General features: G+C 61.2%; 27 protein-coding genes and 1 pseudogene. 16 read left to right on the plus strand and 12 right to left on the minus strand.

From position 1 onward, the window contains the following. Window positions 1-190: 190 nt before the first annotated feature. Together B9Z01_RS36075 and B9Z01_RS34665 are read left to right on the plus strand one after the other, a co-directional pair. Window positions 191-967, plus strand: a complete 777-nt coding sequence (locus tag B9Z01_RS36075) for a hypothetical protein (RefSeq protein WP_085481212.1) — start codon at window positions 191-193, stop codon at window positions 965-967. Next, on the plus strand, window positions 967-1,239 hold the full coding sequence (locus tag B9Z01_RS34665) for a hypothetical protein (protein WP_143808836.1): 273 nt from the start codon (window positions 967-969) through the stop codon (window positions 1,237-1,239). Before B9Z01_RS36075 ends, B9Z01_RS34665 begins: the two co-directional genes overlap by 1 nt. Before the next feature lie 109 nt (window positions 1,240-1,348). On the opposite strand, the gene B9Z01_RS05285 is transcribed toward B9Z01_RS34665, so the two are convergent. The 4 genes from B9Z01_RS05285 to B9Z01_RS05300 all read right to left on the minus strand — a co-directional run bounded on the left by B9Z01_RS05285 (window position 1,349) and on the right by B9Z01_RS05300 (window position 3,573). Continuing rightward, window positions 1,349-1,648 carry a hypothetical protein gene (locus B9Z01_RS05285; RefSeq protein WP_085481213.1) on the minus strand — a complete coding sequence of 100 codons (300 nt, stop codon included), beginning with the start codon at window positions 1,646-1,648 and terminating at the stop codon, window positions 1,349-1,351. 145 nt (window positions 1,649-1,793) lie between these two features. Beyond that, entirely contained in the window at window positions 1,794-2,069 is a 276-nt protein-coding gene (locus B9Z01_RS05290) for a hypothetical protein (protein ID WP_085481214.1), read from the minus strand. Window positions 2,070-2,528: 459 nt separating this feature from the next. Beyond that, window positions 2,529-2,825 carry a hypothetical protein gene (locus B9Z01_RS05295; protein WP_085481215.1) on the minus strand — a complete coding sequence of 99 codons (297 nt, stop codon included), beginning with the start codon at window positions 2,823-2,825 and terminating at the stop codon, window positions 2,529-2,531. A 1-nt stretch (window position 2,826) separates the two neighbouring features. After that, on the minus strand, window positions 2,827-3,573 hold the full coding sequence (locus B9Z01_RS05300; RefSeq protein ID WP_085481216.1) for a hypothetical protein: 747 nt from the start codon (window positions 3,571-3,573) through the stop codon (window positions 2,827-2,829). 380 nt (window positions 3,574-3,953) lie between these two features. On the opposite strand from B9Z01_RS05300, the gene B9Z01_RS05305 reads away from it, so the two are divergent. From B9Z01_RS05305 to B9Z01_RS05315, 3 genes are all read left to right on the plus strand, one after another. Next, entirely contained in the window at window positions 3,954-4,613 is a 660-nt protein-coding gene (locus tag B9Z01_RS05305; RefSeq protein WP_085481217.1) for a response regulator, read from the plus strand. Then, the gene (locus tag B9Z01_RS05310; RefSeq protein WP_085481218.1) at window positions 4,613-5,977 is read left to right on the plus strand and encodes an ATP-binding protein; all 1,365 of its coding nucleotides are present in this window, start codon (window positions 4,613-4,615) and stop codon (window positions 5,975-5,977) included. Before B9Z01_RS05305 ends, B9Z01_RS05310 begins: the two co-directional genes overlap by 1 nt. A gap of 90 nt (window positions 5,978-6,067) precedes the next feature. Continuing rightward, window positions 6,068-7,069, plus strand: coding sequence for a ProQ/FinO family protein (locus tag B9Z01_RS05315; RefSeq protein ID WP_085481219.1), 1,002 nt, complete (start codon window positions 6,068-6,070; stop codon window positions 7,067-7,069). Window positions 7,070-7,099: 30 nt separating this feature from the next. On the opposite strand, the gene B9Z01_RS05320 is transcribed toward B9Z01_RS05315, so the two are convergent. Beyond that, a complete protein-coding gene (locus tag B9Z01_RS05320) occupies window positions 7,100-8,452 on the minus strand; it encodes a TAXI family TRAP transporter solute-binding subunit (RefSeq protein WP_085481220.1) in 1,353 nt (450 codons plus the stop codon). Between the two features lie 169 nt (window positions 8,453-8,621). Here B9Z01_RS05320 and B9Z01_RS05325 point away from each other — a divergent pair, with 169 nt between their 5' ends. From B9Z01_RS05325 to B9Z01_RS05335, 3 genes are all read left to right on the plus strand, one after another. Continuing rightward, window positions 8,622-9,179, plus strand: coding sequence for a DUF2946 domain-containing protein (locus tag B9Z01_RS05325; protein ID WP_420814647.1), 558 nt, complete (start codon window positions 8,622-8,624; stop codon window positions 9,177-9,179). Window positions 9,180-9,284: 105 nt separating this feature from the next. Further along, a complete protein-coding gene (locus B9Z01_RS05330) occupies window positions 9,285-10,235 on the plus strand; it encodes a hypothetical protein (protein ID WP_085481222.1) in 951 nt (316 codons plus the stop codon). Window positions 10,236-10,250: 15 nt separating this feature from the next. Beyond that, the gene (locus B9Z01_RS05335; protein WP_085481223.1) at window positions 10,251-10,622 is read left to right on the plus strand and encodes a copper resistance CopC family protein; all 372 of its coding nucleotides are present in this window, start codon (window positions 10,251-10,253) and stop codon (window positions 10,620-10,622) included. A gap of 144 nt (window positions 10,623-10,766) precedes the next feature. On the opposite strand, the pseudogene B9Z01_RS05340 reads toward B9Z01_RS05335, so the two are convergent. The 3 genes and pseudogenes from B9Z01_RS05340 to B9Z01_RS05350 form a co-directional block, all read right to left on the minus strand. Next, window positions 10,767-10,939: pseudogene (locus B9Z01_RS05340) on the minus strand (GNA1162 family protein); the annotation flags it as partial. 7 nt (window positions 10,940-10,946) lie between these two features. Beyond that, window positions 10,947-11,240: a contact-dependent growth inhibition system immunity protein gene (locus B9Z01_RS05345; protein WP_085481224.1), complete on the minus strand. Its 294-nt coding sequence runs from the start codon at window positions 11,238-11,240 to the stop codon at window positions 10,947-10,949. A 7-nt stretch (window positions 11,241-11,247) separates the two neighbouring features. Next, a complete protein-coding gene (locus B9Z01_RS05350) occupies window positions 11,248-12,084 on the minus strand; it encodes an RNase A-like domain-containing protein (RefSeq protein WP_085481225.1) in 837 nt (278 codons plus the stop codon). A gap of 670 nt (window positions 12,085-12,754) precedes the next feature. Here B9Z01_RS05350 and B9Z01_RS05355 point away from each other — a divergent pair. The 6 genes from B9Z01_RS05355 to B9Z01_RS05375 all read left to right on the plus strand — a co-directional run bounded on the left by B9Z01_RS05355 (window position 12,755) and on the right by B9Z01_RS05375 (window position 15,423). After that, window positions 12,755-13,225, plus strand: a complete 471-nt coding sequence (locus tag B9Z01_RS05355; protein ID WP_085481226.1) for a hypothetical protein — start codon at window positions 12,755-12,757, stop codon at window positions 13,223-13,225. Next, window positions 13,225-13,608: a lysozyme family protein gene (locus tag B9Z01_RS34670; protein ID WP_143808837.1), complete on the plus strand. Its 384-nt coding sequence runs from the start codon at window positions 13,225-13,227 to the stop codon at window positions 13,606-13,608. Before B9Z01_RS05355 ends, B9Z01_RS34670 begins: the two co-directional genes overlap by 1 nt. After that, window positions 13,566-13,808, plus strand: a complete 243-nt coding sequence (locus tag B9Z01_RS36855) for a lysozyme (protein ID WP_167387440.1) — start codon at window positions 13,566-13,568, stop codon at window positions 13,806-13,808. The genes B9Z01_RS34670 and B9Z01_RS36855 overlap by 43 nt, the downstream gene beginning before the upstream one ends. Then, entirely contained in the window at window positions 13,756-14,235 is a 480-nt protein-coding gene (locus B9Z01_RS34675; RefSeq protein ID WP_208625937.1) for a hypothetical protein, read from the plus strand. Before B9Z01_RS36855 ends, B9Z01_RS34675 begins: the two co-directional genes overlap by 53 nt. A gap of 177 nt (window positions 14,236-14,412) precedes the next feature. Continuing rightward, a complete protein-coding gene (locus B9Z01_RS05370) occupies window positions 14,413-14,892 on the plus strand; it encodes a lysozyme inhibitor LprI family protein (RefSeq protein WP_085481229.1) in 480 nt (159 codons plus the stop codon). A 126-nt stretch (window positions 14,893-15,018) separates the two neighbouring features. Continuing rightward, window positions 15,019-15,423, plus strand: a complete 405-nt coding sequence (locus tag B9Z01_RS05375) for a LysR substrate-binding domain-containing protein (RefSeq protein WP_275937491.1) — start codon at window positions 15,019-15,021, stop codon at window positions 15,421-15,423. An 11-nt stretch (window positions 15,424-15,434) separates the two neighbouring features. On the opposite strand, the gene B9Z01_RS05380 is transcribed toward B9Z01_RS05375, so the two are convergent. Both B9Z01_RS05380 and B9Z01_RS05385 read right to left on the minus strand, forming a co-directional pair. Then, entirely contained in the window at window positions 15,435-16,322 is an 888-nt protein-coding gene (locus B9Z01_RS05380; RefSeq protein ID WP_085481231.1) for a LysR family transcriptional regulator, read from the minus strand. An 8-nt stretch (window positions 16,323-16,330) separates the two neighbouring features. Beyond that, the gene (locus tag B9Z01_RS05385) at window positions 16,331-17,236 is read right to left on the minus strand and encodes a LysR family transcriptional regulator (RefSeq protein ID WP_085481232.1); all 906 of its coding nucleotides are present in this window, start codon (window positions 17,234-17,236) and stop codon (window positions 16,331-16,333) included. Between the two features lie 182 nt (window positions 17,237-17,418). Here B9Z01_RS05385 and B9Z01_RS05390 point away from each other — a divergent pair, with 182 nt between their 5' ends. After that, a complete protein-coding gene (locus tag B9Z01_RS05390; protein ID WP_085481233.1) occupies window positions 17,419-18,204 on the plus strand; it encodes a sulfite exporter TauE/SafE family protein in 786 nt (261 codons plus the stop codon). Between the two features lie 341 nt (window positions 18,205-18,545). Here B9Z01_RS05390 and B9Z01_RS36080 read toward each other — a convergent pair whose 3' ends face one another. Then, entirely contained in the window at window positions 18,546-18,782 is a 237-nt protein-coding gene (locus tag B9Z01_RS36080; RefSeq protein WP_420814648.1) for a hypothetical protein, read from the minus strand. 350 nt (window positions 18,783-19,132) lie between these two features. Between B9Z01_RS36080 and B9Z01_RS05400 the strand changes: the two genes are divergently transcribed. Further along, a complete protein-coding gene (locus B9Z01_RS05400) occupies window positions 19,133-19,879 on the plus strand; it encodes a glucose 1-dehydrogenase (protein WP_085481234.1) in 747 nt (248 codons plus the stop codon). Window positions 19,880-20,063: 184 nt separating this feature from the next. On the opposite strand, the gene B9Z01_RS05405 is transcribed toward B9Z01_RS05400, so the two are convergent. Then, window positions 20,064-20,948, minus strand: a complete 885-nt coding sequence (locus B9Z01_RS05405; protein WP_085481235.1) for a LysR substrate-binding domain-containing protein — start codon at window positions 20,946-20,948, stop codon at window positions 20,064-20,066. Window positions 20,949-21,037: the final 89 nt, after the last annotated feature.

A 21,037-nucleotide genomic window follows, 5' to 3' on the forward strand; every position in this document is an offset into this window, starting at 1 on the left:
TAAGGCTTTACAGGCTGTTACGCGGTGTACTGGCGCGAAAAACCGCAATGTTCCTGCGGGCGTTTTTTTCTGTCTCATCGAAAGCCACGGAGATTTTGGGCTGTCGCCCATGTACGGATGCCTGTCACACGGTAATCATCTGACTGCTGTCAACCCCGGCAGCGACTTCAGATAGATCATCGGCATACCTATGTCCCAGTCCGTATTTGAGATGCACTCCGTGGAGCTGTTCTGCCAGCGGCCACTGGGTGCCCGTTATGTCATCTGCGACGAATGGCACTATGAGGCGGCCCTGAGGAAGGCCGCCTATCTCGGGAAGGCCAGAGCAGAGACCCAGGAATTTCTCAGTATTTCCCAACTGAACCGTAGGGAATGGGAGCGGGATCTTGATCTGCTACGGAGTATCATGAAACGTCACTGGCTGACGTTTCATGATGTGCGGGACCGGAACCCCGACACCGACGGCTGGTGGATCATCAATGCGCTTCTCGCCGAGGTGCGCCGGGGCTCCCTGCTAGCCGTCAAGGGCCCTCGTGCTGACCTGTTTCCGCCACCCGATAGTACGCCGCTGCGACGTCTCGCAGCGAGGTCCGTCCAGTACGATCCGGCCACCTGGCAAGCGCAACTGAGAGCCGCACGCGCAGCCAAGGCAGGCGGCAGCAGCGGTGAAGGCCTGCCAGATGCGGCTGCCACTGTGGTCGGTACGCAAGTAGGCGATAGGCACGCCTCAACGTCGCTTGCCGACGCTGCACCCTTCGAAATGGGTGATTCAGTCAGTAGAGGCAACGTGCTGACAATGGCGGTACGCGGCGTGAGCGAAGCCGAAGAAGCGGAATGTGATGCAATGTACGAAGCTCGAATGACGTATTGCAGCGCATTGAGCAAAATGTACGGAGGCGATGCACGTACATATCTTGCCTGCAAACAGCAGGCGTTCGCAGACTATCAGGCATGTAGAGGGTATTGATGATTGAATATTTCGTCTCTTACTACGATCCAGAAACAAAGACGATAAAGACAGGTTTTGTGGATTCCCGAGCCTTGAAAGGCGCACGTATAAACATGTCAATAGAACATGCGGTCGGGGTGGACGATCCCATCACGGATGAATTCGCGCGTCGGTTCGGCGGCGCTGCACTCCTGTGGTTCGCTACGCAATACCCGGAACTTCGGAATTTTCTCGAAGTGACTGATGGTAAAGGCAGCAAAATAACGCTTGAACCACCATCCACCAATTGACACTCTTCTTGGTGACCCTTTCCGTTCCGTCCGTTGGGCCGCATGGCGCATTAGACAAATCCGTGCCCCGTTCGTAGTGGACGAAGCTATTTCGGTACGCCTTTGCCTCTTAATCGGCCACTGGCGGCGTCGGCGTCTCCCACCTCATTGGATGGGCTGTTGTGATTTGAAGGCGCTCGCGCAAATCGGGATTGGACATTGCCTGAATCAGAATTGCCATTCCGCCTAGCTGGCGAGCGTGTTCGTCGGTGACTGGCTCGGTCGAGTTTTCCTCTGCTTCTGGCGGGACGGTCATTGCCGCTGCTCGGTCGATGGCTGATTGCACCTGAGAGCGAAGCACAGTGCAAATCTTGATCTGTTGCGTTTGCGCATCGTAGAAAACGATGCTGGCCTTCTGTTTCTGCGTCATTTCAATATACTTTTTTGTCAGGCTCGGGCAGCCCAGGATGCTTGATGCTGAAGTGAGTCCCGATACAGCGTGCAAATTTTCAGTGCGTGCTCGTCTTCGTCGCAAGCGATGACAACGCATCGTCGTGGTGTTTGCATGGTGCGTGCTACGGCTGTGAGGGCTTGTCGATGGGTTCCTGTGTGACCGATATGTATTGCTTGATGTCTGGTTGACCGAGCGCAATCAAATTGAGCATCGCAACTCCAAGCCTCCGCGCAAATTCGTCGTCGAGCTTGAAATCGTACTCGTCGAGCAGAATGGGCATTTCGAGCTTCCCGGCGAGAAGTGGTGCCAGCCTGGCGGGATCGATAGTTTGCACCGTGAGCCTTTGGCGGTCTTCCGCGTAGCTTAGAACCACGGAATAGGGCGGATGATTAGCCATCAGTAACCTCTGCATTGTTGATAGTTCTGAAATAGCCGGCGGCCGGCGTGCGCCTCGTCGCTAAAGGGGTTACCGCGATATTCCTGCCGCATGTGGAGCGTGCAGCTTCGGTGAGCTCCGACCTTGAAATCGATCGCCATCTGTCTTTCATGTTCATGTCAGATCAGTCGGCAAACCTATCATGGCGCTGGGTCGCGTACGACAAAAGAATGAATCACTGAAATCCCCGCAAGTGCTGCGATACTCCCAGGCAGGCACAAGAACGCGCCGTCCCACGAGTCACGCTACCTTGCAACATCGTGGATTCTCCGCCCATGAGTTATATGCGGTAAGGCTTTACAGGCTGTTATCGTGATGTGGCGCAGCGCAATGCGGAGACGATGATGAAGTTTCTCGACGTCATCCTTCAGGCAGTCTTACTCGTGGCCTCCGCTCGATCGCTGGCCGGGCACCAACCGGTTACTTTTTGTCAGGCTCGGGCGGCCCGGGATGCTTGATGCTGTCCGGATGAGGTGTGACACTGATGTACTGCTTCAGCTTCGGCTGATGCACGGCCAGAAGGCCGAAGACAACGCCCCCAATGGTCCGGGCAGATTCATCATCCAGCTTGAAGTCGACGTCTTCAAGACGCCACGGAACAACTAGTGCCGCATCCAGCCGCCTGGCAAGTGAGTCTCGATACAGCGTGCAAATTTTCAGTGCCTGCTCGTCTTCGTCGTAAGCGATGACAACGCATCGTGGCGGTCTTTTTTCCATATCAACCAAGTCCTCTCAAACAGTTTGCATATCGCTGCATAGAGCGTTCCCGACACACGCCCCATGACGATGGTTTAGCTGCGTACCAAACCGAACACTCATCCATGTCCGCATTGAGCTGCATTTCGCACTCGGTCTCTTCTTCGGGCGAGAGAAATAACCCGGCGTCCTGCTCGGTATTATCAATGGGCGCAGCCTCGCTGTACTCAAACGGCTGCGCCTCGCCGAGTGGTGTCGATACCGCCGTGGCGATGGTTCCATCGGGCAGCACGTCGCCGGGACGGGCGAACCAGATCGCGAGGCCATCCTCGGCGGGCAACCGTGGCAATTTCGGGCGCTCGAAAGAGCGTGCGACACGCGCCACGGGCAGCGCGCGCCGGAATGCCTGCGACGGTGTGACGGTCGTATAGTACGGCCTGATCTGCTGTTGGACAGGTGCGCAGCTTCCGCCCGAGACACGCGGCTCCGACGCGACTGCAATCACATCGCCGCGCTCGACGGCGGCCCGTAGCATTCGGGCGAGTTGATCCGGCGCAGCGCCGCTCGCGATTGCGCCGCCGGGCGCATTGCGCATGAACTCGACGAGCCGCGCTAGCTGGCGCGTGTCGTGTGTAAGCTCCCATGCGCTTGCCGAGGTAATGAGCCGGCGCCCAGCGCGCGCCTCGTCGCTAAAAGGGTTGCCGCGATATTCCTGCCGCGTGTGGAGCGTGCAGCTTCGGTGAGCTCCGACCTTGAAATCGATCGCCATCTGTCTTTCATGTACATGTCAGATCAGTCGGCAAACCTATCATGGCGCTGGATCGCGTACGACAAAAGGAATGAATCCCTGACCCCCCGCAAGTGCTGCGATACTCCCAGGCAGGCACAAGAACGCGCCGTCCCACGAGTGACGCTATCTTGCAACATCGTGGACAACTGTCAAACAAGGCATCAAGGGCTTAATTTGCGCGGGCGTTCGATGTGATTCATTATGAGGCGACCCTGACTCCAGGACGTGCTTGACCTGACTTGATGCGCGAGGTTGAAGACAGAACAGCAAGTCATCGGAGCTTGCCGATAAGCTCATAAGGAACCGTTAAGCCGCTACATCCGATAATGCGGCGGGCAACCCTGCACGAAGGAGAGGCCATGCGCCTGCTACTGGTCGAAGACGACGACATGATCGCGGAAACGGTGCTCGGCGCGATGCGTCGCGCCGGCTATGCGATCGACTGGGCCGAGGATGGCCGCGCCGCGGAATTGTCGCTGGATAACGGCGTGTACGATCTCGTGCTGCTCGATCTCGGCCTGCCGAAGAAAGACGGCATCGACGTGCTCAACACGTATCGCCGCAATGGCGGTGCGGCGCCCGTCATCATCCTGACCGCGCGCGATGCGATCGACGAACGCATTCGCGGTCTCGACGCCGGCGCCGACGACTATCTCATCAAGCCGTTCGATCTCGACGAACTGGCCGCGCGCATCCGCGCGCTGCTGCGGCGGCGCACCGGCCAGAAGCAGCCGGTCTATGCGCACGGCGAACTCACGCTCGACCCGGCCGCGCACGAAGTCACGAAGAACGGCGTGCCGCTGCCGCTCGTGCCGCGCGAATTCGCCCTGCTGCAAGCGCTGATCGAGGAACCCACGCGCGTGTTCACGAAAGCCGAGCTCGAAGAAAAACTGTATGGCTGGGGCGAGGAGGTCGGCAGCAATACGATCGAAGTGCATGTGCACAGTCTGCGGCGCAAGATCGGCGCGGATCAGATCGTGACCGTGCGCGGCGTCGGCTACCGTCTGAAGAGGTGCTGATGACGTCGATTCGCCGCTGGCTGCTCGGCTGGCTGATCTTCGGCACGGTGGCGGCCTCGGCCGTCGCAGGCTACGCGATCTTTCACACGGCGCGGCGCGAAGCGAGCGAACTGTTCGACTACGAGCTGCGCACCGTCGCGCTGTCGTTGCCGTCGAACCTGAGCGGCGCGGGCAGCGGCGAGCGGCGCGAACCCGACCTCGGCGATCTCGCCGACGATCGCATCGTCATCGAAATCTGGGAGCGCGGCGGCCAGTTGATCTACCACTCCGCTCGCGCGCCGGTGTTTGCGCGCCTGCCGCAGGGCTTCAACACGGTGCAGCGCGGCGACTACCACTGGCGCACCTTCGGCGTCGAGCAGAAGGAGCGCTACGTGCAGGTCGCGCAGCCGGTGTCCGTGCGCGAGGATCTGGCGCTGCAGCTCGCATTGCACACGCTATGGCCGCTCGGCGTGCTGCTGCCGGTGACGGTCGTGCTCGTGCTGCTGGTGGTCGCGCGCGGCCTGGCACCGATCGGAAGCCTGTCGCGCGCGCTCGCCACGCGTTCGATCGATTCGCTCGAACCGTTGCGGCTCGACGGCACCGTGCCGGTCGAAATCAGACCGCTCGTCGAAGCGCTCAACGATCTGCTGCAACGGCTGCATACGGCGTCGCAGGCGCAGCGCACGTTCATCGCCGATGCCGCGCACGAACTGCGCTCGCCGCTTGCCGCGCTGAAGCTGCAATTGCAGGCGGCCTCGCGCGACGGCTCGTTAACGGGTGAGGGGCAGGCGTTCGAGCGCGTCGAGCATCGTGTGAACCGCATCATTCACCTCGTGCAGCAATTATTGGCGCTCGCGCGCGAAGACGCGCAGCCGGTCACGTCGATGGTGCCGGTCAGCCTGCGACGCATCGGCGAACAGGTGGTCAGCGATTTTTCGCTGCTCGCGGAGATGCGCGAGATCGATCTCGGCCTCGAATGCGAAAGCGCGCGCGCGCCGAACGACGCCTATACGGTGCTGGCCGAGCCGCATAGCATGAGCGTGCTGCTAGGGAACCTCATCAACAACGCGATCCGTCACACGCCGCCCGGCGGCCGCGTCGACGTGGTGCTGCGGCGCGCGGGAGAGCGGGTTGGTTTCGAGGTCGTCGATAGCGGCTCGGGCATTCCGGAGGAGGAGCGCGAACGCGTGTTCGACCGCTTCTATCGCGGCGAGGGCTCGAAGGGCGAGGGCAGCGGTCTCGGTCTTGCGATCGTCGCGCGGATTGCCGGGCGTCATCAGCTTGCGCTGTCGCTGCGCAATAACGCCGGGCGGCCCGGTTTGAGCGTCGCCGTGTCGGGTCTGCGCGCGCACGATGCCGACGCGTCGGCGCCTGCCGCGGGCTGACGATCCGCACACCGCTCAGGGTTGTCACGAGGGCGTTTGCGCAGACTGCTACAATCCCGTTTTTACGAATCGACTGACTGGTTGCGCACTATGGGTTTCGAACAACTCGCTGAACTGAAGAAGCAACTGGCCGCCGCTCGCGCCGCGGCCGAGTCCGCCGGCAAGCCCGATCGCAAATCGGCTGCCCGGCCTGCTTCGAAGTCCGCCGCCAAGCCGGATTCGCGGCCCGGTTCGAAGCCGGCCGCGAAGGCCGGTTCCCGCCCGGATGCGAAGCCGGGTGCGAAGCCCGCGCGCCACCACCACGGGCAGCCGCGCGGCGCGGCGCAGGCGGCCGCCGCGCAGGCGAAGCCGGCGGTGGATGCGAAACCGGTGGACCCGGTCGTCAGGTCGATCGGGCGTCTGCAAAAGCGCTTCCCGATTGCGTTCCCGAAGAACCCGGCGCCGAAGCTGGCGCTGAAGATCGGCATTTTCGAGGACCTCGTCGTGCACGCGAAAGAGCTTTCGCTCACCGAAGCCGAACTGCGCGACGCGATCAAGACGTGGTGCCGTGGCGGGCGCTACTGGAAGAGCCTCGTCGAAGGCGCGGCGCGCGTCGATCTGACGGGCACCGAGGCCGGCAAGGTCACCGCGCAGGAAGCCGCGGGCGCGCAGCGTCTGCTCGCGCATCGCGCGGCCAGAGGGGCGCAGAAGGCGGCCGCAGGCGCGGGCGCAACCGCTGATTCGGTGGCGGGCTCGCAAAGCGCGCCGGCTGACAAGCCGCAGGCCGAGGCGGCGGCATCGTCCGCGAATAGTGGCGAAGCCGTGGCGGAACAGGCGGGGGCGCAGGCGGCTGCACAGTCAGCGTCGCCGGACAAGGCGCCGGCGGCCGGTAGCGAGACCAGCGCTCAGGCCAACGAGCGGACCGACACGCAAGCCAGCGCGCAGACCGACACGCAGGGTGGTAGTCAGGCCAGCACCCAAGTCGATGCACAGGCCGATGTACAAGCCGACACACGGGCCAGCGCCCAAGCCGATGCACAGGCCAACACGCAACCCGGCACGCAGGACGCTCCTTCAGCCAGCACCCCCGCAGTACCTCCCTCCCAGGCATAACACGCCGGCCGCCCGCATCAGGGCGGCGCTTCAGGACACCACCGCGGGCCGCGCAGCCAATAACCGGCTGCGCACGAAGCCCACATGCTCGCGCAGCACATAGAACGCGTCCGCGTACGCGAGCGGCATGCGCAGGCGGTTCAACGCTCCTTCGATCTGGTCGAGTTGCCCGAGGAGTTGCGTGCGCTCGTCCTCGGTCGCTCCGGCGAGCGCATGCCGTTCGATCGCGATCAGCGAGCCGTAATAGCGATAGATGCGCGAGCGCACGCGCCAGCGATAGAGCGCCGGAATCACCCGCATCGCCGGCACCAGCAGCACCGCCACGGGCAGGAGCAGCACGAGCGTGCGGTCGCCGATGCTCGCGAGCCAGAACGGCAGCGTGCGGTACAGAAAACCCTTGCCGGTCCGGTAGTAGCGCCGCGCGTCCTCGCTGATCTGATATTCATGCGCGACCGGGTTCGGAAACTGTCCCGCGTGCTGCAGCAGGCCCGCCGTGCCATGCACTTCCTGCGCGGCTTCGATGAGCAGATCGGAGATGGCCGGATGCAGATTACGCCGCGCGACGAGTTCGACGGTCGGGCTGATCAGATGCACGGTCTCCGGTGGAATGCGCCGCTTCAGATCAAGCACGCCGGGCGGCAGATCGATCTGGTCCAGAAACGGGAAGAGGCGCGTATAGGCGGCCGCTTCGTCGAAATTCATCACCGAAATGCCGGGCACCTTGAGCAGCCGCAGCATCAGACCGCGCGTCGTGGAGTCGCCGCTGAGGATCGCCGCGTCGACTTTCCCCGTGACCAGTTCCGTGGCGGCCTGCAGGCCGTCGCTCGGCAGGAGCGTGGTGCGCCCGCCGGGTACGATGCCGTTCGCCGCGAGCAGTTGCAGCGCAAGCAGCCGCGTGCCGCTGCCTTCACGGCCTATCGCGATCCTTTTGCCCTCGAGTTGCGCGAGTTGCGTCAGGCGCGTGCCGCGATAGAACACGACCACCGGTACATAGAACACGCTGCCGAGCGACATCAGCGACGACGTGTCGAGCCCCTCGGCGACGCCTCCTTGCACGAGCGCGATATCGACGTGCTGTTTCGGATCGAGCAAACGTTGCAGGTTCTGCACCGAGCCATCCGATTCGAGAACGTTCAGCTGGATGCCGTTGCGCGCGAGGATCTTTTTGTACTGGTTCGCGGTGACGATAAACGAACTGTCGCGCGGGCCCGCGCTGATCGTGATCGTGCGCGGCGGCGCCGGGTTCGCCAGCCAGACGATCAGCATGACCGCGAACGCGATCAGGAGCGCCGTGAGGAAATAGGGCAGCACGTGGTCGCGCCATTCGGCACGCGGCGTATTTTCGCGAGAGACGTGTAAAGGATGCGGGCGCTGCGCTTTCATGAACACTCCGTGCCCAAGCCGGGATCAGGCATTGTCGCCTGTGCGTGGCGGATTTGCCGTCGGCAGTATGCTCTATTGACCGGGCGGGGCGCATTTATTCCACGGCCTGGATCGCGGCCCCGCGAGAGTTCGGACAGTTGGGCGCGCATGGCATAATTTGCCGCAAATCATGGTCTATCGATCATGGGTCGCCACTTCGTCGCATAGCGCCGGGCGTATGTTCAATCGTCTGCACCTGAAGATCGGCAGTTGGCTGGGATTGGCCGCGATCCTGATGGCGGCGCTCGCGCCGACGATTTCGCATACGCTCGCCGCCCACGTGGACGATGCCGTGATGTCCGCCGCGCTTTGCCGGGCGGCGTCGATGGATGCGACGGACGCAATGGACGATATGTCGGCGATGCAGTCCACGTCGCCCATGCGGATGCAGATGCCGGCGCAGGATGCCGCACCGCAAGACACGCACGCCACGGCAGACACGGCGGACGCAGCGGACACACCAGCAGCCCCCGGCGATTCCCCCAGCAAGCACACGCAGATGTCCGATGGCGACGCCTGCGGCTATTGCAGCCTGCTCGCGCATCTGCCTGTGATGCCGAGCGTCGAAACGCTGTTCGTCACCGCGGTCCGCGCGCGTCAGCAGAGCGCCACAGCCCGCTTCGAAAGCGTGCGGCGCGTCGCACCGCTCACCTTCGCGCAGCCACGCGCACCGCCGTTCACATCCTGATTCGAGTCCTTGATGGCGCGATGCGATGACCCGCCTCGCGCCCGCCGGCGCGCATCCATTCGGTTGCGCGCTGGCCCCGTCACAACCGAACAGACAGGATCAGACATGCACAATCCAGCAACGCGCGGCGGCCGTCCGCTGCGCGCGGCGCCGCTCGTCGCGGCCGCCCGATCTGTCGCGCGCGGCGCTTTACCGTCCACGCTCGCCGCCGCCTGGGTCACCGCTTTGGTCACGCTAGGCGCGCCGTCGCTCGCGCGCGCCCACGCGATCGCGGGCGACCGCGTCTTCCCGTCGACGCTGGCCGTCGACGACCCCGGCGTCGGCGACGAAGCCAACTTCGAGTACGGCCATCAGCGCGTGCCGGGCGACAACGGCGATCAGAGCATCAACACCTTCAGCTTCGAGTACGACAAGCTGATTACGCCGCGCCTCGCGGTGTCTGTCGACGGCGCCTACGTGATGCAGAACAACCCCGGCGCGCGCGGCTTCGACACCTTCGGCGTCGGCCTCAAGTACCTGCTGTATGTGAACGAGAAGCACGAACTGATGACCTCGGTCGGCGTGAATGCGGAACTTGGCGGCACCGGCAGCCGTGCGATCGCCAACAACTTCTCGACGATCTCGCCGACCGTCTACGTCGGCAAGGGCATGGGCGATCTGCCGGATTCGCTCGCCTATCTGCGTCCCGTGGCGGTGACGGCCGAGGCCGGTCCCGCGCTGACCACAGGAGGCGGCCAGCCGAACGCGTTCAACTACGGTTTCACGGTGCAGTACAGCCTGCCGTATCTGCAGCAGCACGTGCACGACGCCGGTCTGCCGCAACCGTTCGCGAACCTGATCCCGCTGGTGGAAATTCCGCTCTCGCGCAGTCAGGGGCAGACGACCGGCACGGTCAATCCGGGCTTCATCTGGCTGAATCGCTACGGGCAGTTCGGTGTCGAGGCGCAGATTCCGGTCAACCGCGCGAGCGGCTCGCACGTCGGCATTCTGGTACAGGCGCATCTGTTCTTCGACGATATTGCGCCGACCACGCTCGGCAAGCCGCTATTCCAGTAACGCAGGAGAACGACGATGAACAACACCTTGAAGAATCGCGCGGTACGCATGGCTACACTCGTGGCCGGTCTCGCGCTGGCATGCACCGCGTTCGCGCATGTCTTTCCGCAGAAACAGGAGCCGGGCGCGGGCGCGACGGTCGCCTCGCCCGCCCAGGTGCGGATCACGTTCGACGGGCCGCTCGAACCGGCGTTCAGTTCGTTGACCGTTACCGACGCCAGTGGCAAGCAGGTCAATGCGCAGAAGTCCGCGGTCGACGCGCAGCAGACTGCCGTGATGACAGTGCGGCTGCCGGCGCTCGTGGCGGGACATTACATCGTGCATTGGGTGGCCGTTGCGTCGGACGGGCATCGCACGCACGGTGATTATGGGTTCGACGTGAAGTAGAGCGTATGACGAAGTGCCGCCGCGCAAGGCGGCGGTGCTTCGCCGTTTGTTCGACTATCATCCTGTACTTCGGCAAATGCGGTCTATACGGCAGGCCGTTCGGCGGCCCCGCCGAGAGCAGGCGTGCGCTCGTCAATCCCGCCACGTCGTGCTGTCCATCACCTGGTAGACCGAACCATATTGCGTGATCTTTGAATACGGCACGGGGTCCGCGCCAAAGATTTCGCGCAGCTTCGCGGGTGCGACCTGCTCGATGTCATGGGCGTGATGAGGCCGTTGTGCTTGAAGGTCTCTTCCATCAGCGCAACTGGAATCAGCGATTGCCTACTCACTCAGTAGCCGTTTTACTTCATCAAGGAAGGAAGCCGCCGTGTAGCCCCATGCTTCGGGGTCAACGTAAAAGCCATACATTTCTTCAAAATGCTCATCCAGGTTGGCGGAACAATCGCATTTAAAACGATCAATTTCATCCATGACTAACTTATGAAGGGTTTTGTCGCTCTCTTTTTTGAAACACGAAACAATTTCCTGTACGTTGTTACCCCATAAATCGAAATCTTCATTGAAATAGCCGTGAATCAAAAAATTCAGATTCGGGTAAAGTGATTCGCTTTTCACGATAAGTTCAAGGTATCAGGTAGGCGGTAAGAATGTAGTATGGCATGCCGTTATATTCCTTTCGTATCAGCCACATCTGAACCTTGCTCAGATTCACCAACTCCCCGGTCTTACGAACGACCCCGTGTCCTACCTGCCTGCCTACGTCGCCAGTCAGTTCCAGTCGTACAGAACCGGTATGAGTTTGCGCCCATGTCGTGATGCAAGCTGTGTTGGCCTGCATGACCTTGGAAATCGCCCACTCTGCTGTTCGCAAATCAGTGAACGATGAAACAACCTGTCGCTTTGGTTCGCGCACCAATCGTTCCCGCAACTGTGCCTCGGTGCGCCCCACGTGCTTCTCGAATGTGTGTCCACCAATCCGGCTGCTCGGCTTTGCTTCGTGCTCCATCAGCCTGATCCGGCCCATCGTGATCTCGGACGCCCGTACTGCCTTGATCGATCCGGCCACGCCTACCGACACAGCAATATCCAGCGACAGGCCAATGTTGTTCGCCATCTCGGGACTGACCTTCATCGCTTCGGCCAGCTTCGCCGTGCCCCGCAACGTCAACGTAGCTGTATCCTGGCCGGTCCAGACCTGCCGCAAGCTCGACGCCGCTGTATCCGAACCATGCACGCCGAACGCGATACATCCCGCCTTGCTCGCCATTGTCGGTTCCGGCAGCACGCATAGTGCCCCTGCCCCGACCATTTCCAGCACTCCACCAACGATCTGAAGACCGCCCCAAATCCGATTGGAAAGCATCTCCGACTGGCTGACCGACTGGCCAGCCAATACCGCGACCAACTGCGGCGCACTGAGTACCACGCGCACGCCGTCTGAATCCTGTTCCTGTGACATTCGGAATTTCCTCTGTAATCGTTTGAACCCAGCAAGCTAGCAGGTAGCGCCAGGGAGAGGAATGGGCGGTGGATGAAAATCGCGGATGTATTTTTTTCAGATGTACTAAGCACTGTCTTGCTCCTACTTCAGACATGGGACGCGCTGTGGTCGCGGCGAATCTGTATGACTGGTGTTCGCAAAATGCCCGTACGTCTTTTCGCGGGCGGCAGCCCGAAAGCTCCGCCAGATGCGTCAACACGGCTTGAATTCTGATCCACCTTTCGACGATTCACCGCATGCGATGCACTCATAGAGCGCACTACGCTGAAGGCCCGCAAGCTGTGAGACGCGAGCGCGGGAATCAGAAGAGTTGTCACAGGCTGGTCGCGAAACGCAGTCCGATGATGGGCTAATTGATGGCCCCAAAAAATCCCGTAAGTTCCTGAACTTACATCACGTAGTAGCCGGCTTCCGCGAGCGGCTGCGTCGTTTATGACAGCATGCTCGACGACACCTTCACATTTTCAGCTTTGGCCCATTGCCTCCTTAAAAAAATTAGAGAATGATCGGCAAACTTGAGGCGCGCTGGTTTGCGTCCAGTTCTTGGCTTCGCCTGCGTTGCCCGCAGGTAATTTTTTGGAGTACTGAAAATGCAGGTAAAGCAGCAACGTGACCGGCGGAGGGCACAATGAAGCAGGCACCGCTGGAACCCGGCGACCAGCCTGGTATCGGCCATTCAGTCGTGAAAGGCGATTCATCCGATTCATCCGCTAGCAGTGCCTGCGCGATTATTTTCCGACTCGTCACCGATTACCAGGAGTCGTTCGGAGGCCATTTCGATTCGCTGCCGTTCCTGACATCGGGAGGGTGTTTCATCCAGGGTGCGAGCCTGCGATCCGCCAAATCCGGCTGCGAAATCTGGTCTCGCCTGCAATGGGATATATGCCAGTGTCGGCGTCAACGCCAGGACTGGTACGACCAACGGTTCACTCTGACCGATGCGGCAGGCAAAGTGCTTGCGGACACCTATTACACGATACGCAAGCCGGGCGGCAAACCGATTCACGGTACAACGGACAGTGAAGGCCGAACTGCGAAGCACGTAACGGACGGCGCGCAATCCATCCGGATTTATCTTGGTCACAAACAGGACGCATGATGCCTGATGCACTCGCAACCGCAGTAACGAACACAAATCCGAATTCTTGCATAGAGGCTAGCTGCGATCGATACGGCAAGCCGTGGAAATTGTCCGATGATGGAATTCGCTTTATGGCCGTATGTGAAAGCGGTGTTTTGAATGGCACCTATATGGGTATGCCTGTTGTTGATGGAATGATTCTAAAGGTCTACGTCGATAACAAGGGATATCCAACAGTCGCATTTGGCCATAAAGTTTTACCTTCGGATCACTTGCATGTAGGTGATACCATTTCTGTAGAGCGTGCGCGTGAACTTAAAAAAAATTTTCAGAATGTGAGTCTGCGATTAATCGTCGTGTGCGTGTTCCACTACATCAATACGAATATGACGCTCTGGTAAGCATGGCTTACAACGCGGGGCCGGGAACGGGCATTGCAGAATTGGTCGACAAGGTTAACACTGCAAATTATGCCACCTTGCCGGCCTATATTCGCACGTATCGCGCCCGCGGAATTGAATGGCGGCGCGCCCTCGAAGCACGGCTTTTTGGAACAGGAAATTATGATGCACGACATGGGAGAGGTATTGGCATTGCATAAATTTACCAAAAGCTTTGTGGCAGTGATGGCTCTATTTATTGCTCAGCCAATATATGCCGATGAGTATATCGATGATTCGAACTGTATGCAACACCTTGGCGGTGGCGGATTTGGAGATTTTGATTGCTATGAACATCATGCAAAATATCTTGAAGCCGACAACAAAAAAGTGGCCAATTCAATTAAATCGACACACGGCGTCAAAGGCGAGAGCAAAGCTGAACTTGACCGGTATATGCGGGCACAGGATGAAGCGGCAAAGGCTTGCGATCTAGCCTCTAAACTCGCTTATGATTGGAATATTGAAGAACCGCCAAAAACACATGTAGATATGTACGATGTCATGGGGGCACGCTGTCATTATTCAATCCGAAAACAGCAGAACGATTTCCTGCATGATCTCTATTCGATAAAAACGGGCGAATGACTGCATCACATTCGGCGGGAATCCAGTCGCTTTTTTACTTGGTTTTTTCGTATTTACAGGCGAACATCAGACATGGCACTTCTGGTGCCCGCACCGCTGTTGCTCGCTCTTGGATTCTTTGCCGAACGCGTTAAAACACGTCACGCATTCGAAGCAAACTTTTTGTAACGGAAGTTTATGATGCGAGCCATTAGCATCGGGGCTATGCTTATTTTTGCCAGCCTTGTGTTCGGGCAATCCATTTACTCAGGGCCGTTCGATTATACGAAAGTCAAGCCGGCTGAAATATTTTTTTCTGGAAAATCTCCGTTAGATATTAAAGTGCATTGCAAAACGGATTCTCTATCTACTGAGGAGGCATGGCAGTGCTCACATTTCCAATTCGAGCAAGCGAGCGTTGCGCTAAATCGGCAGGTAGCAGTAATTGCCGCAGAGCTGAAAAAGAATGATCGGGATCTGAAAGCTGGTGGCTATCCACTGGCGTTGCCATTTTTCAAAAAAGCGCAGGAATATTGGAAATCGTTTCGTGATAACGAGTGTTACTCTGACACCTATTCGCTTGGTCAGGCATCAATGCGAGACATGGTGTTTTGGGACTGCATGACTCGAATCACAACAAACAGGCTTGATGAATTGAAGAAGCCTAACGACGACTAATAAAATACGATCCCGCTTCTGCATGGTTTTGCGTATTCACCGGCGAACATCAGACATGGCACTTCTGATGCCCGCACCGCCGTCAATATCAGAAGCACACAGAATGCTACGGAATGAATTCTGGCGATCTCCGCCGCCGGCGCGCGGCATCCGCTGCACGCGCGACGCAGGCTCGCGTGGAAAGACACCGTGCGTTTTCCGTGGATCGTTCCGCCTGAGCGTTCGCCGATGCGCGCGAGTCTCGAGGCGGCGTTCGCCCAGGCCGGTCTCGGCATGCCGGCCGCAGTCATGTCATCCGCTTCGATACTCATCAACAAGGCATTGGCGCAGCAGAGCGACTGCCTGTTCGTTGCGTCGCTGAACGTGTTGCGGGAACTGGAGCAGGCGGAGCCCGACGCGGTGCGTCATCTGCCGCTATACGTGCCTCACGTCGCGCCCGGCGTCGGCATGTTATGGGTCGACGACGCGACGCCCGGTGTCGCGGTGCTGATGGACGCGTTGCGGATCGCACCGCGCAGGATACAGAATTAAGTCCTACGGAATTAAGTCCGCCTGAACAACTGCCGCGCGAGCGAACACATGAGCATCGTCGCGGGCGATTCGTCCTGCAAGCGGCGGCTCATGATGATCGGCGACGCGGCATTGGCCGACGGAATCTGCCGGTACACGACGCCATGCGCGCGCAGACCTTCGACGCTCTCCGGCACGAGGCACACGCCCACCTGCGCCGCGACGAGACCGAGCGCGGTCTGCAATTCCCTCACCTCATGAATCGCCTTCGGCTCGAGCGCATGGTCGTGCATTGCGGAGAGCTGCTGGTCGGCATAGCTCGGCCGCGGTGTGCTCGGATAGACGATCAGCGTTTCCTCCGCGAGCGCCGCGAGCGTCAGCGGCTTCTTTTGCCGCGCGAGCGGATGGTCTTGCGGCAACGCGGCGATCATCCGTTCCTCGACGAGCACTTCGCGGGCCAGTTGCGCATCGTCGAAACGCAAACGGCCAAAGCCCACGTCGATACGGCCGCCCTTGAGCGCGGCCAGTTGCTCGATCGTGAACATTTCGATCAGCGATAGCTCGATATGCGGCGCGGCCTCGCGAAACGAGCGAATCACGGCGGGCAGCGCGCCGTAGAGCGTCGACGGTACGAAGCCGATCACGATGCGCTCGGCCAGTTGCGCGAGCCGCCGCGTGAGCGGCGCGAGTTCGTCGGCTTCGTCGATCAGCCGTTTCGCCTGCGTGTAGAAAATGCGGCCGGCCTCGGTGAGGCGCAACGGCCGCGACCCGCGCTCGAATAGCGGCAGGCCGACGCTTTCCTCGATCTGCTGGATCTGCCGGGAAAGCGGCGGCTGCGTCATGTGCAGACGGTTGGCCGCCCGCGTGATGTTCATTTCCTCTGCGACCGCGATGAAGTAGCGAAGTTGGCGAATTTCCATGCATGCCTCTAGGTGCGGAAGGAGTCGGAATGAAGGCTGGCGAGATGCCGGACCAGCGCCTTTTCGGCGCGCGGCATCGCATTCAGATCGCGCATGCAGATCAGCAGGCGGCGCGTGGCCCACGGGTCGCTCAGCCCGATCGTGCGGATGCCCGGCGTGCCGCGATAGCGCTTTGCCGCGGTAGCCGGCACGATGCCGATGCCGGCGCCCTGTTCGACCATGCGGCAAACGCCGTCGAAGGTGCGCACGTTCGCGCGGAAGGCGAGCGCCTGACCAGCCAGCAAGGCGCGCTCGCCCAGATAGGTTTGCAACGCGCTGTCCGCGCTCAGACCGATGAACTCGCGCTCCGTCACCTCCGCGAGCGCGACGCGCCGGCGCGCGGCAAGCGCATCGTCGCGGCTCGCCACCAGCACGAGTTTGTCGACGGCGAAGGGCAGCGTCTGCAACGCGCCGTGCTCAACCGCATCGGAGATGATGCCGATTTCCGCGGCGCCGCCCAGCACCGCCTTGACGGTCTCGCTGCTTTGCCGCTCCTTGAGATCGACCTGTACGTTCGGATGGTCGCGCAGAAAAAGGCCGATCGCGGAGGGCAGGAATTCGGTGATTGCCGCGGTGTTGGTCCACAGCCGGATGCACGCTTTGCGTCCCTGCTGATGCTCGCCCAGTTCGCCCTGCATCCGTTCTATCTGACCGAGCACGAGCCGCGCATGATGCGCGAGCGTGTCGCCGGTCGGGGTCGACTCGACGCCGCGGCGTCCGCGTTCGAGCAGCGGCATGCCCAACGCGTCTTCCATGCCGCGCAAGCGCGCGCTCGCTGAAGGCAGCGACAGGTTCGCGCGCGCGGCGCCGTGCGTGATGCTGCCGGTATCGAGAATGTGCAGAAAGAGCCGCAGATCGATGAGGTCGAAGCGCATGGGCTGGTTGCCTGGGTCAAACCGCAAGAGAGGTTGAACGGGGATTGAAGTGACGTCGTGCGTGAGTCTTAGCCTTACCTTCAGCCTTAGCTTCAGCCTAAGTCACGCTACGTATCTTACGCATTGTGAAGCGCGTTGCGGCAATTGAAAATCGCCAGCATCGCTTTAACAGAACTCTCCCGATGATCTCTTCGTTTGCGTTGCCGCTCGCGATACCGCATGCCGTACCGCTCATCACGCGCATCGGCGTGGTCGCCGCGACCTTCGTCGTGGCGGGTTTCGTCAAGGGAGTAACCGGCATGGGGCTGCCGACCGTCGCAATGGGCGTGCTCGGCACGCTGATGCTGCCGGCCCAGGCGGCCGCGTTGCTGCTCCTGCCGTCATTCGTCACGAATGTGTGGCAACTGTTCGCGGGGCCGGACGTGCGCGCGCTCGCGAAACGCTTGTGGCCGATGATGGCGGGCATCGTCGCCGGCACGCTCGCGGCGGCGCCGTTCATCGCGGGCGGCGGTGGCGCATGGGCGGTCACGGGACTCGGCGCCGCGTTGATGCTCTATGCGGCGGCCGGCCTGCGCGCGTGGCGCTTTCCGGTGCCGGCGCGCCACGAGCGCTGGCTCTCGCCGGTGATCGGCACGGTGACCGGCGTGGTCACGGGAGGAACCGGCGTGTTTGTCGTGCCGGCAGTACCCTATCTGCAGGGGCTCGAGTTGACCAGGGAGGACCTGGTTCAGGCGCTCGGATTGTCGTTCACGGTGTCGACGATCGCGCTCGCGGCCGGACTTGCCAACGCGCATGCGTTCGCCGCCAGCGATCTGAGCAACTCGCTCGCCGCCGTGCTGCCGGCGCTTCTCGGCATGTGGCTCGGTCAGCGCGTGCGCGGACGCATCAGCGCCGTGAGCTTTCGCCGCTGGTTCTTCATTTGCCTGCTCGGCCTCGGCGTTCAATTGGCCGCGCGCGTCTTCGTTTAACGAAGACCTGAGGACGGCGAACATGGAGGAGGGGAGATCGTGTGGCCCGTTATTCTGGATACGCTCGGCGCGCTCGCGGTGCTCGCGAGCGTCACCGCGCAAATTGCGCTGCTGCGCAGGGGCTGAGTTGCTGCGTGGTTCGTGTGCGGTTTGGGCGCGACGCGTGATTCGTTGGCGCGGTGCTGACTGGCGCTTGCATCGCGCGGGCCGCGTCTTGCCTGCACGCTGAGTCGTTCGGCTCGCGCGGAATTCGGCTTGCGCGAAAGCGTGACTGCGTTGCACGTTTGTCCGCTTTCCGTTTTTCCGCTTGCCCGTTTTCCCGCTTACCCGTTTTCCATTTGTCAGACGCGCGTCCCGTCTGCAGGATCCTGCGCGGCAGCATGCCCGCTACGCTGCGCGTCATCCAGACCGCGCCGTTCATCTCCGCGCTGTTCATCACCGATTTCAATCCGCTTCACCTCACCGAGCAGGAACGTGTAGCACAGCACGGCGATGATCGCGAACAGGCTGATGAGCCCGAGCGCCCAGCCGAACGAGCCGGTCGCGCGCACGATGAAGCCGATCGCGATCGGCGTCACGATGCCCGACAGGTTGCCCGCGAAAGCGTTTTTGTTCTATATATGAAACAATAATTTATAGGTGGGATGATTATAGGGTATCGGGTAGAAGCTCGAAGGCGGAGATCGATTGCCGCGAAGTTGGCGGAATCGGGTGATGGAGGCGGCACAAGCAAGGAGGGCGGGATTCGACTCGCACCGATTGTTCGCCGCAACCGGCGGATCTATTCGGCTTGAGCCGCTTTATCCAGCGCACCGCGATGCCTACATTGTGTCCAGTGACAGCGCCACTGCATTTCCAGCTTCAGCGGCGTGAACCCCGCGGCTCCTCGCGGCGGCCCGCCGGCGCGAACCATTGAAAGGACACGATCATGAGCAAGCTCACAGGCAAGGTAGCGGTTGTAACGGGTGCATCGAAAGGCATTGGTGCGGCGATTGCGAAGGCATTGGCGGCGCAGGGCGCGTCGGTCGTCGTGAATTACGCGTCGAGTCGCGCGGGCGCCGACAAGGTGGTCGCCGACATCACCGCGGCGGGCGGCAAGGCGGTTGCGGTCGGCGGCGATGTCTCGAGAGCGGCGGACGCGCAGGGCATCGTCGAGACGGCGATCGAAACGTATGGCAAGCTCGACATCCTCGTCAACAATTCGGGCGTCTACGAGTTCGCGCCGATCGAGGAGATCACCGAAGAGCACTTCCACAAGCAATTCAATGTGAACGTGCTGGGTGTGCTGCTGACCACGCAAGCAGCCGTCAAGCATCTCGGCGAGGGCGGCAGCATCGTCAACGTCAGTTCGGTGGTAAGCCGCATCACGCCGCCGAACAGCGCGGTCTATACGGCAACCAAGGGCGCGGTGGACAGCATTACGGGCGTGCTCGCGAAAGACCTCGGTCCGCGCAAGATACGCGTCAACTCGGTGAATCCAGGCATGGTCGAGACCGAAGGCACGCACGCTGCGGGCGTGATGGGCTCCGACCTCGAAACGTGGGCAATCAGCACGACGCCGCTCGGACGCATCGGCCAGCCTGACGATATCGCGGATGTCGTCACGTTCCTCGCATCGGACGACTCGCGCTGGCTGACCGGCGAGAGCCTGATTGCGAGCGGCGGGTTGCGGTGAGGCTCGACGCTGATGCGGGTTTTGTTGTCTGAGTATTGTTTTGAGATGGGTTTGATCTGAGGGCGAGCGGCGCGGCCGGAAGTGTGATGGCCGCGCCGCTCGTCGTTTGCGTGGGAGACCGCATTGAATCCGTGCATGGCCGCAGCCGAATCTCCATGCGAGGCTCAGAAGCTGTCAAGGCTCGCTATCCGGCAGACGCCGTGCCTTCCGCCTCCGTCAACTCCACCGCAAACAACGCATCGAGCAGATTCGATCCCGGCCGTTCGGCCCGGCGCGTCAGCGATTCGATCATCTGCACCTGGCAATCCTGCAGCGGCACCATCCTGATGCGCCGCGACTCCTTGAACTCCGCGCGCGCAATCACCCCGACGCCCACGCCTTGGGCGACCGCTTCCTCCAACGCCTCGCGCCCGTCCACGTAGAGCACCGGCTCCACCTGCAACGACTCGCGCACGAGTTCGATTTCGAGCAGTTGCTGCGTGACCGATTGCGGCTCGCGGAAAATCATCGGCTGCCTGACCAGCTCCGCGTAGCTGAGCCGGCGTTTCTTCGCGGCCGGGTGGCTGGCCGGCACCATCGCGACGAGCGGGTCGCGCCGCAACACGCGTGATTCGAGCCGGCTATGCACTTGCGGCGCGGCGGTGATGGCCGCATCGACCGCGCTCGACAGCACGCGCCGCATGCACTCGGCCGCATTGGCGATGGACAGCGTCACGACAATGCCCGGATGGCGCTTGCGAAACGCGCCAATGAGCGCGACCGCAAGATCGGGCGCATCGGCGGCGAGCGAGAGCGAGCCCGATTCGAGCCCGCCCGCCGATTCGAGCAACTGCCGCGCATCGCGCTCGCAACTGAGCATCTGCCGCGTCACGCTGAAAAGCCGCAAACCCAGTTCCGTCGTTTCGACGCCGCGCGGCCCGCGCTCGAACAGCTTGACACCGTAATCCTGCTCGAGCCGCCGCACGTGATCCGACACGGCCGGTTGCGTGAGCGAGAGCGCCTGCGCCGCCTTCGAAAACCCGCCATGTTCCGCGACCGCATGAAACGCTCGCAATTGCGCATACTGCATAAGTGTCTCGCTGTGAATAAGTTTTTACGATAGCTCCATCGATTATATCGATTTTACCGATGGACAGCCTTTCTGTATTGTGTCAGCCA

The organism is Paraburkholderia susongensis, from assembly GCF_900177725.1.
Lineage (GTDB): Bacteria > Pseudomonadota > Gammaproteobacteria > Burkholderiales > Burkholderiaceae > Paraburkholderia > Paraburkholderia susongensis.